6 protein-coding genes and 1 pseudogene are annotated in these 10,364 nt (G+C 67.5%); 2 read left to right on the top strand and 5 right to left on the bottom strand.

Annotated features, from left to right (window positions below):
* The first annotated feature begins 180 nt into the window (after positions 1-180).
* Together aceK and ACVOK1_RS06305 are read left to right on the top strand one after the other, a co-directional pair.
* Entirely contained in the window at positions 181-1,911 is a 1,731-nt protein-coding gene (gene aceK / locus ACVOK1_RS06310) for a bifunctional isocitrate dehydrogenase kinase/phosphatase (RefSeq protein ID WP_481561461.1), read from the top strand.
* A gap of 71 nt (positions 1,912-1,982) precedes the next feature.
* Positions 1,983-2,855 (top strand): energy transducer TonB, encoded by an 873-nt coding sequence (locus ACVOK1_RS06305; protein ID WP_481561460.1) that lies wholly within the window; start codon positions 1,983-1,985, stop codon positions 2,853-2,855.
* A 48-nt stretch (positions 2,856-2,903) separates the two neighbouring features.
* Here the strand turns inward: ACVOK1_RS06305 and ACVOK1_RS06300 are convergent, their stop codons facing one another.
* From ACVOK1_RS06300 to ACVOK1_RS06280, 5 genes and pseudogenes are all read right to left on the bottom strand, one after another.
* Complete coding sequence (locus ACVOK1_RS06300; protein WP_481561459.1) at positions 2,904-4,478, bottom strand: sensor domain-containing diguanylate cyclase; 1,575 nt, start codon at positions 4,476-4,478, stop codon at positions 2,904-2,906.
* Between the two features lie 107 nt (positions 4,479-4,585).
* Complete coding sequence (locus ACVOK1_RS06295; RefSeq protein WP_481561458.1) at positions 4,586-5,602, bottom strand: cupin-like domain-containing protein; 1,017 nt, start codon at positions 5,600-5,602, stop codon at positions 4,586-4,588.
* A 62-nt stretch (positions 5,603-5,664) separates the two neighbouring features.
* Positions 5,665-8,652: pseudogene (locus ACVOK1_RS06290) on the bottom strand (TonB-dependent receptor); the annotation flags it as partial.
* A gap of 100 nt (positions 8,653-8,752) precedes the next feature.
* Positions 8,753-9,022, bottom strand: coding sequence for a hypothetical protein (locus ACVOK1_RS06285; protein WP_481561457.1), 270 nt, complete (start codon positions 9,020-9,022; stop codon positions 8,753-8,755).
* 194 nt (positions 9,023-9,216) lie between these two features.
* Complete coding sequence (locus tag ACVOK1_RS06280; protein WP_481561456.1) at positions 9,217-10,224, bottom strand: LacI family DNA-binding transcriptional regulator; 1,008 nt, start codon at positions 10,222-10,224, stop codon at positions 9,217-9,219.
* Positions 10,225-10,364 lie beyond the last annotated feature (140 nt).

Below are 10,364 nucleotides of genomic sequence, written 5' to 3'. Positions count from 1 at the left end.
GGCCCCGGCCGGGCCCCCCGGCCGGCCGCCCGCCCCCGTAACGCGGGGCGCGGGGCGGCACCCTCCCCGCCCCATGCCCCCCCCCCGGCGCGCCCCCCCCGGGCCCGGCACTACCTTCGCGCTCGACGGAATCGCACACGCCGGCGTATGGTGGATGCCCGTCTCCCTGCCGAGCCGTGCATGTCCCAGCCTGACATCGCCGTCGACCTGGCACCGCGCATCGCCGTGGCCATCGGCGATGGCTTCGAGGACTACCACGCGCGCTTCGCGGCGATCACCGCGCGGGCGCGGCTGCGCTTCGAGCAGCGCGACTGGGCCGCTGCACGGCAGGATGCGGTCGAGCGCATCGCCCTGTACGACCTGTGCATCGCCGAACGGATGGACGCGCTGCGGCGCATGGCCGGCGATGCCATCGGCGTGCGCGCGCTGTGGCTGCAGGTGCACGCGCACTACAGCGCGCTGCTGCAGGGGCTGATCGACGCCGAACTGTACAAGACTTTCTACAACACCCTGGCGCGGCGCCTGTTCGCCACCCGCGGGGTCGACCCGGCGCTGGAATTCATCGCCTTCGACATCGAACCGTCCGATGCGATCACCCATCCGGTGGCTCGCCACACCTACGCGGTGTCACCCACGCGCCCGGTAGAGGCCCTGCAGCGGGTGCTGGCCGATTACCGCTTCGACGTGCCTTACGCACACCAGCTGCGCTGCGCGGCGGCCATCGCCATCCGCCTGCAGGATGACCTCGCCCACTGGGGCGATACGCCGGTGCGCAGCATCGAGCTGCTCGACATCGTGTTCTACCGCGAGCGCCGCGCCTACCTGGTCGGCCGCGTATTCGGCGAACACCGTTTCTCGCCCTGCATCATTGCCCTGGTCAATGACGAGCACGGCCTGCGCGCCGATGCGGTGCTGACCCGGCGCCGCGATGTCGCCCACCTGTTCGGTGTCTCGCGCAGCTATTTCCAGGCCAACCTGGCCACCGTCGGCGATGCCGTGGTGTTCCTGCGCAGCCTGCTGCCGGGCAAGCCGATCGACGAGATCTACACCGTGCTCGGCCGCGCCAAGCAGGGCAAGACGGAGCGCTACCGCACCTTCTTCCGCCACTTCAATGAACACCCGCACGAACAACTGGTGCATGCCGAGGGCACGCCGGGCATGGTCATGGTGGTGTTCACCCTGCCCAGCTACCCGCTGGTGTTCAAGCTGATCCGCGACCGCTTCGCGTGGCCCAAGGCGATGTCGCGCCAGCAGGTGGAAGAGAAGTACGCGCTGGTGTTCAACCTGGACCGCGTCGGCCGCCTGCTCGATGCACAGCCCTACCGCCACCTGCGCTTCCCGCGCGCGCGCTTCGCCCCGGCGCTGCTGGACGAGCTGCTGCAGCAGTGCGCGCAGAGCGTGCGCGTGCAGGGCGACGAGATCGAGATCGCCCTGTGCTACGTGCAGCGCCGCTTCCGCCCGTTGAACCTGTACCTGCGCGAGCAGGGCGCGCCGGCCGTGCGCGCGGCCGTGCTGGACTATGCGCAGGCGATCACCGATATGGCCCGCAACAATATCTTCCCCGGTGACATGCTGCCGAAGAACTTCGGGGTGTCGCGTCATGGTCGCGCGGTGTTCTACGACTACGATGAGCTGTGCCTGGTCAGCGACTGCGTGTTCCGCGCCTGGCCGCAGCCGCGTACGCCGGAAGAGGCACTCGCCGACGAGCCCTGGTTCCATGTGGGGCCACGTGACGTTTTTCCCGAGCGCTTCGGCCCGTTCATGGGCCTGCCGGCGCAGGAGCTGGCGGCGGTGCGTGAACACTACCGCCACCTGTTCGATCCCGCCTGGTGGCAGGGCCTGCAGGCCCGCTTCGCCAGTGCTGACTACCCCGACACACCGCCGTACGCCGCCGACCATCGGCTGGCGTGATCGCCGGGCCGTAACGCACCGCCGGGCGACCTGCGGTAGGCTTCGTACCTCATGCACAAGGAGTGAGTGTGATGCGATCTTCCCTTTTCCTGGCCCTGACCCTGGCCCTCGGTGGCGGCGCGGCCTGCATCGGTACCGCCGATGCGCAGACCGCACGTGAAGTACGCAAGCAGACCGAGGCCAGCATGACGCTCAGTGGCGTCATCGACATCGGCCGTGATGGCCAGGTCGAAGGCTTCCAGCTCGACCACCGCGAGAAGGTTGCCGAAGACGTGGCGACGATGGTCGACGGCACGGTCAAGGCGTGGCGTTTCGAGCCGGTGCTGGTCGATGGCCAGCCGGTGCGTGCGCGCACCACCGTCCAGCTGCGCCTGCTGGCGGACAACCTGGCCGGCAACACCATGCAGGTCCGCGTGACCGACGCGAACTTCGACAAGGTCCGCGACGAGAACAACCTCGGCAGCGATGACATCCGCGCGCTGAACATGCGCCCGCCGGTGTACCCGGACAAGGCAGCCTCGATCCGCGGCCAGGGCGTGGTGCTGCTGCTGGTCAAGATCGGGCGTGATGGCAAGGTTGCCGACGTGATTGCAGAACGGACCAACCTGACCTCGGTCGGTCCCGGCCGCACCATGGACATGCTGCGTGACGTGCTGGCCAAGTCCAGCGTCAAGACCGCGCGCAACTGGACCTTCAAGCCGCCGACGACCGGCAAGGACAAGGACGCCGAGTTCTGGACCGTGCGGATTCCCGTCCACTACGCCTTCGACTCGAAGAAGGAGCGCTATGGCCGCTGGTCGGCCTACATCCCGGGCCCGCGCCAGCAGGCCCCGTGGATCACCGGCGAAGACGAGAAGGCCACCGGTACCGACCTGCTGCCCGAGGGCGGCGTCTACATGGTCGGCCGCAACGACGGCCCACGCCTGCTGACGCCGCTGGGCTGACCGACGCGGCCACAGCGCCAGGCCGTGCCTGGCGTGCCCGCGCACGGATCAATCCGCGTGCGGGTAGACCACCACGCGGTTGCGGCCCTGTTCCTTGGCCAGGTACAGCGCCTTGTCGGCCAGCCGCAGCGCCTGTTCCACGTCGGCATGGAACGTGGGGAAATGGGCCACGCCCAGCGACACGGTGATGTTGCCGACCGGTGCGAACGGCTGCCCGGCAATCGCCTGGCGCAGGCGTTCGGCGGTCTGCTGCGCCGCCGCCACGCTGACGCCCGGCAGCAGCACCAGGAATTCCTCGCCACCGGCGCGGCACAGCACGTCGGACTCGCGCGAATGGCGGCGCATCTGCTCGGCGATGTGGACGATGGCGGCATCGCCGACGTCATGGCCGTGGCCGTCATTGATCGCCTTGAAACGGTCGATGTCCAGCGCCACGATCGCGAACGGCATGCCCTGCGCCTGCAGCATCTCCAGCGCGTTCTGCAGGCCGCGGCGGTTCAGCAGCCCGGTCATCGGGTCGGTCCGGCTGGCGCGGTTGAGCGTGCCGATGCGGTCCTGCAGCGCGTTGAAGCTGTACAGCACCGCCTGCTTCAGCTGCGCCACTTCGAAGTACCACGCGCGGATGCCGGTCACATGGTTGATCGCGTTGCCGGTGTCTTCGCCTTCCTGCACGTTGCGCGCCAGCTGCCACAGCGGCATCGAGATGCGCCTGGCGAACCACCAGGTGATCAGCAGTGACAGCACGCCCAGCGGGATCGCGTTCCAGATGACCGAGGTCATCAACCGCGACAGCGGCTGCAGGGTCGCTTCGGTCGGGCGCTGGGCGATGATGCCCCAGCCGGTGGCCGGCACCGGCGCATAGCCGGACAGCTGTGCCACGCCATGGTTGTTGACCTGCTGCTGGCTGCCGGAGTGGCCGCGCATCACCGCCTTCACCGCCGGGTTGTCCAGCGCGTAGGTGCCCACTTCCTTCGGATTGTTGTGGTAGATGATGCGGCCGTTGTGGTCGACCACGTACAGGTAGGAACCATCGCGGTAATAGTGCTTGCCCAGCAGCGTATGCAGCGCGCTGCGCTGGCGCAGGTACAGGGTGCCGCTGACGTAGCCCAGGTAGGCGCCCTGGCGGTCGAAGATGGGGTGCGACAGCGAGATCAGCAGCTTGCCCGTCGCCGACTGGTAGGGATCGCTGATCATCGGCTGGCGACGCGCCAGCGCCTGGTTGTTGCCGAAGCTCTTCAGCACTTCGCCCTGCAGCTGCAGGGTCTGCGGCGAGGTGGCGATGACCAGGCCGCTGGCATTGACCACCAGCGACGAGTTGAAGCTGCTGGACTGCAGCTGCAGGCGGCTGGCTTCATCCTGGGCGTGGCCGGCATCCAGGCCGCTTTCGCCGAGGCGGGTGGCGGCGTAGGCCAGCTGCTGCTGCGCTGAGAGCAGGAAGGTCTGCGTCGTGTCGGCCAGCTTGCTGGTGTACACGCGGTTGGCTTCCAGGGTGTTGCCCACCAACTGGTCGCGCTGCACGCGGTAGCTGGCCAGCAGCGTGTTGCCGAGGGCGATGAGCGTACTCAGCAGGGCCAGACCAAGAATCAGCTTGCCCAGGTTGAGGCGGTTGGAGATCGGTGGCATGCGGCGACTGCGCCCACTGCTGCGGCAGCGCAGCCGGGCACGAACGGTGGGGGAGCCGCCATTATGGACACATTCGCCTGCCCCGGGGAAAGTACGGTGACCCGGTGTCAGCGTTGCAGGCGTCGCCTCAGCGTATCGCGCACGCGTTCGGCGCCGGCCGCATCCAGCGGCGCCAGCACGCCCTGCGCATCGGGCGGCACGTGCGCGGCCGTGTGCACGCCGGCGTCGAAGACATAGTGGTCAAGCATCGTGCGCCAGTGCGCGCGCTGTTCCGGCGGCAGGTCGCGCAGGGCGAGGATGGCCAGCATCAGCGCGTTCATCGGTGAGTCCATCCAGGCCGGCACCGGTCGCCACCAGCTGTTGACCAGCACGTTGAACGCTTCCAGCCCTTCCATGTGGTGCCACCACAGCGAGGGAATGAACACCGCGTCGCCGGGCTCCAGCTCGGCCACCTGTGCCTGCGCCCACGCCTGCGCGAAGCGCGGGAAGCGCTGCAGGTCCGGCGCATGGAAATCGACCAGGCTGATCGCCTGCCCGGCCGGGGTGAAGTCCAGCGGCCCTACGTACAGGTTGTCGATCTGCTCCGGCGCGAACAGGGTGACCCGGCGGCGGCCGGCCGCCACGCAGGCCAGGTTGTCCGGCACGTCCTGGTGGGCGGCGATGCGCGAGCGGTTGCCGATCCAGATGCTGGCCAACGGATCGGCCACGCCGAGGTGCAGCGGATTGGCCTGGCTGAAACCCGGCAGGAAGCTGTCCAGCGTGGTGGACGCCACATAGATGGAGGGCGGCGCGGGATCGCTGGCGTACTTCAGCAGTGTGGCCAGCACCACCTTCAGCGGAATCTGCTCACGGCGGAAATTGAAGCCGCTCATGTCGCCGTTGTAGAACAACCGGCCCCGCGTATCGGGTGCGGCGGTGGTCGCGGTCACCGGCATCTGCCCATGGTCGAAGTTGGCCAGGTGGGCCACCGCCTCGGCGGCGGATCGGCGCGCGGCCATCACCAGCGGCCAGTGCGCCACCAGCCCACGGATCACCTTCGGCGTGGTCCAGGTCGGCAGCTGCACGTGCAGCTGCGCCGGGTCCAGGCCGTGGATCTCTTCGATGGGGCGGGGCGGTGAAAGCATGCGCGGGTATCCGGGGCAGTGTGGAGCCGGGCCTGGGCACGGCTCCACACTAACGCAGCCGGGCAGAACTTGTATCGCACGCCGAACATGTAGCGTGGGCCGGTCTGGGTGGCGTAGCGCAGCATGTTGGTGTGGCGCGAGTAGGTGCGCATGGTCTCGTCGGTCAGGTTGATCGCTTCCAGGCTCAGGCTCAGCTGCTCGCTCACCGCGTAGCTGATGTTCAGATCGAGCTGGCCGTAGGCGGCGGTGTAGTTCGGGTTCGGGCCCTGGCCACCGATGCCGTTGAGGAACTTGTCGCGCCAGTTGTAGGCCGCACGAATCTGCCACGAATTCTTGTCGTAGAACGCAACCAGGTTGGCCGAGTCGCTCAGGCCGATCATCGGGTACTGGTCACCCAGGCTGAGGTTGTTGAAGGTCAGCCCGGACTTCACCTTGGTGTAGTTGGCAGCCAGGCCGAAACCGGACTGACCGAACAGGTGCTGCACCGCCACTTCCCAGCCATCGAGGTGGTCCGAGTGCTGGTTGGCCGGCACGGTGATGTCGAAGCCGGCGATCGGATCGGTCGGCAGGCCTTCGATGGTGCCGGTCAGCTGGCCGGCCGAATTGACGCCGGTGAAGTTCACACCCGGATCGCCGGCATGGTTGGTGAAGATGTAATCGCGGATGCAGGGCATGTCGGTGCCACCGCACGAGGCCAGTGCCTCGTTCCAGTAGGCGCCGCCGACCGGCGTGTGCAGGTTGCCGCTGTTCTCGCGCACCACGGTGTCGCTGATGAAGTTCTTGATGTTCTTGCGGAAGAAGCCGGCCGACGCATAGCTGGCCTCACCGTAATACCACTCCAGCGAGAGGTCGAAGTTGTCCGAGATCAGCGGCTCCAGGCTGGGGTTGCCGCGGCTGCCGCTGCCACCCTGGGTGCGCACGATGTCGGCCAGCGACTGGCCGCTCTGGATCTGCGTCCAGCTCGGGCGGCCCAGCGTGCGGCTGTAGCTGCCGCGCAGTGCCAGCGATTCGCTCAGGTCCAGCTTCAGGTCGACGTTGGGCAGCACGTAGTCGTACTTGCCGCGGCCGCCGATGAAGCTGCTCTCCGGCGCGTAGACGATGTTCAGTTCGTTGGCCGAGCCCCAGCTGATGCCCGTCGGCACACGCACCATCGCGCTGGATTCCACTTCGGTCTGCTCGTAGCGCACGCCGGCCGCCACGTGCAGCGGCATCGACCAGTCGAAGCTGGTGCGGTACTGCAGGTAGGCGCTGCGGGTCTTCTCGGTGGTGCGGATGTCTTCGGAGTACTCGGTCGGCGCGTAGTAGCAGGTCGGGCAGGCCGGGTCGGAGGCGGTACCGACCTGTGCGGCACGGTCGATCAGGCGGTCGAAGTCGAACACCAGGAACTGGCCGGTCAGGCGCGGATCGCTGTGCCCGGAGAAGGCCTTGAAGTACTTGGCCATGTTGTCCGCGTACCAGATGTCATCGGCATAGTCGGACGGCGAACCCAGGCCGCCCCAGGTATTGCGCTGCATGATGGCCGAGGCCGAGCGGTTCTCCACCTGGGTGTGGCCGACGCCGAAGTCCAGCGCCGAGTAGTCGGCGAAGCGGAACGTACCGCGGCCCTGGTACTGCTGCACCTTGGATTTGTTGTAGCTGTTCTGGAATACCGAGCCGGTGACCAGCGCATCGGACGCCTGCACGCCGCCCGGCGGCAGGGCGATGTTGATGATCGGCAGGTCGCCGCTGTAGTCGACGGTGGTGGTGCCGCGCACGAAGGCGGCCACGCCGAGCACGCCGGCCGAACCGTACGGGCTGTCCGGCTGCGATTCGGCCTGCGAGTTGTGCGCGTCGAACGACAGGTCCAGCGCGTCGTTCACTTCCCAGTCCACGTTGAAGCCCAGCGAGTGCATGTCGGTCTTGGTGGCCAGCCGCGCGCCGCCCATGGATACGTCCGAGTTGGTCATGTCCTCGCTGTAGATGATCGGCGCCGACACCGGGCCATTGGTCCAGATGCTGTCGCCCGGGCCGTAGTTGAACCACACCGACAGCTCGCTGCGCTGCTGCTGCACCTTGTTCTCGACATAGGTGTAGTCCAGAGTGGTGGTGATGTTGTCGGCCGGCTTCCACTGGAAGGTGGCCTGCGCGTTGGTGCGCTGGCGCTGCACGCCGTTGACGTTGTATGCGGTGTTCTGCGGCCGCGCGTACACATCGTTCGGGCCCGGCCGGTTGGTGATGCGGTCCGAATAGCCCTGGCCCGGCTGCGGCAGCGCGCGCCAGTCGGTGGTTTCGTTGCCGTAGAACGTGGCCCAACCCTCGGCCACGGTGGCCTGGTTGAAGCCGGAGTCGCGCTCCTGGTGGCTGGCACTGAGCGACACGCCGAAGCGGTCGTCGGCATAGCGCTGGCTGAAGATGCCCGACAGCTCGCCGGTGACGTTGGAACCCTGCAGCGTGCGCGGCAGGTTGTCGTTGGACGAATCGTTGACCGCCTTCAGGCCGAGGCTGATCACCGGCTCCGACTCCAGCGGGCGCAGCGTCTTGATGTTGATGGTGGCGCCGATGCCGCCGGCCGGATTGTCGGCGCGGCTGGTCTTGTAGACCTCCACCGCCGAAATCGATTCGGAAGCGAGGTTGGCGAAGTCGAACGAGCGCGAGCCGTTGAGGCCACCACCGCCGTTGCCGAGATTGGACGCCGGCATCTGCCGGCCGTTCAACAGCACCAGGTTGTAGTCGGGGCCGATGCCGCGCACGGTCACCTTCGAGCCTTCGCCGCTGGAGGTGCGGTCGATCGACACGCCGCTGATGCGCTGCAGCGATTCGGCCAGGTTGGTATCGGGGAACTTGCCGATGTCCTCGGCGACGATGCCATCGACCACGCCCTGGCTGTCGCGCTTGAGGTTCATCGACGACTGCAGGCTGCCGCGGATGCCGGTGACCTGCACCGTATCGAGCGTGGCCGGGTCGGGTGTCTCGCCGGCAGGTGCGTCCTGCGCCCAGGCCGGTGCAGCAAGCGCTGCGAGCAGCGCGGAAGTGAGCATCGTCTTGCGAGGTACTGCCTTGTACGTCTTCATGGAAGCTCCCTCCCCAGGGAATTCGGTGGTGTCGTTGCGGCGTTGTCTCGATCGCGGGTTACTGCATGTGGCCGGATTGGAGCGACGGTTGACAGCGTTGTCAACAAACTGCCATCAAGTGCGCCTGATCGGCGCTGGGGTGGGGTGTCATGTAAACGTTGCCATGAACGCGCTCATGCTGATGAATTCCCTTTGTCTCCGGGATTTCCAGCGGTTTTCCAGCAATGACAGCGCTGCCAATGGATCGGTGGAATTGTGTTGTGCGGTGCAGAACAAAACTGCGCGGATGCCGTTGCGCAGTGGTGGAACGCAGCAGTTGTTGTGCACTGACAGCGCTGGACAAATGGAGCAGGCAGCGGGTGTCGCGCATGTCCGCTTGATGGCTTGAATCAATGACCGGGAGGACAGGCTCTGGACATGGCAACGACCGCCCGCGGACAACGCGTGTACGGTGCTGGGCACGCACAGGCGCTTCATCGCGCACGGCGAAGCGGCGGCCGCCCGCGTGCGCATGGATGCGAGGAAAGCCGCAATGGACGCCTCGGTCCGCTGCGGCAGGGAGCGTCAGCGCCGGCGTGGTGCCGCGGTCGATTCGCGATCCAGCACCGCGTGCTCGACCGTGATCATGCGTCCGGCGGTCTCGGCGCGGATGTGCTCGATCAGCTGCTCGGTCGCCAGTCGGCCCATGTGCGCGGTCGGCTGGCGCACCGTGGTCAGCGCGGGATAGATGTGGCCGGCGATCGGCGTGTCGTCGAAGCCGCATACCGAGAGGTCGCGCGGCACGCGCAGGCCACGCAAGCCCGCCACGCGGTACACCGCGGCCGCCATGTCGTCGTTGGCGGCGAAGATCGCCGTCGGCGGGTCTTCCAGGTCAAGCAGGGTGTTGGCGGCGTCCACGCCGGACTCGAACGAGAACTGGCCGCTGACCACCAGTTCCGGGTCGTAGGCGATGCCCGCCTCGCGCAGCGCCTGGCGGTAACCGGCGTGGCGCCACTGGCAGGCACCGTGCGCGCGCGGGCCCTTGATGTGGCCGATGCGGCGATGGCCCTGCGCGACCAGGTGGCCGATCAGTTCGACCACGGCGGTGGTTTCATCCATGCGCACGCCGATGCGGCCTTCCGGGTGGCGTGGCGCGATGCAGGCGAAGGGGATGTCCTGTTCTTCCAGGTACGACAGCACCACCTCGTCGTCGGTCAGCGGCGGGATCAGCACCACGCCGTCCGGGCGCGAATTCTCGAACAGCGCGGCCAGGTCGGGCAGGGTGCGGCGGCCGGTGCCGACCGGGCCCAGGATCAGGTTGTAGTGCTGCGCATGGCAGGCTTCCAGCATCCCGCTCTGGATTTCCATCAGGTAGTTGCGCGAGGGATTGTTGTAGACCAGCGCCAGTGCATACGAGCGCTGCCCGGCCAGGCTGCGCGCCGACAGGTTGGGCTTGTAGCCCAGCCGCGCTACCGCCGCCAGCACGCGTTCGCGGGTCTGCTCGCGCACGTTCGGCTCATGGTTGAGCACGCGCGACACGGTCTTGATCGAAACCCCTGCAACGGCGGCGACATCCTCGATTCGACTGCGCATGATGCAATGGTTCCTCCTGGAAGGCGGCGGGCACGCGGCGATGGTAGTGCGTGCTGGCCCGGTCGGTGTTGCCGAAGCAGGCGGATGTTGCCACGACATGAGGGGCGCTGGCACGTCCCGATTTCGTGTCGCGATGCAGC

The sequence above is a fragment of the Stenotrophomonas sp. STEN087 genome (genome assembly GCF_056759115.1).
Note: the sequence above shows the minus strand (reverse complement) of the source record. Positions and strands in the feature narration are given on the sequence as shown.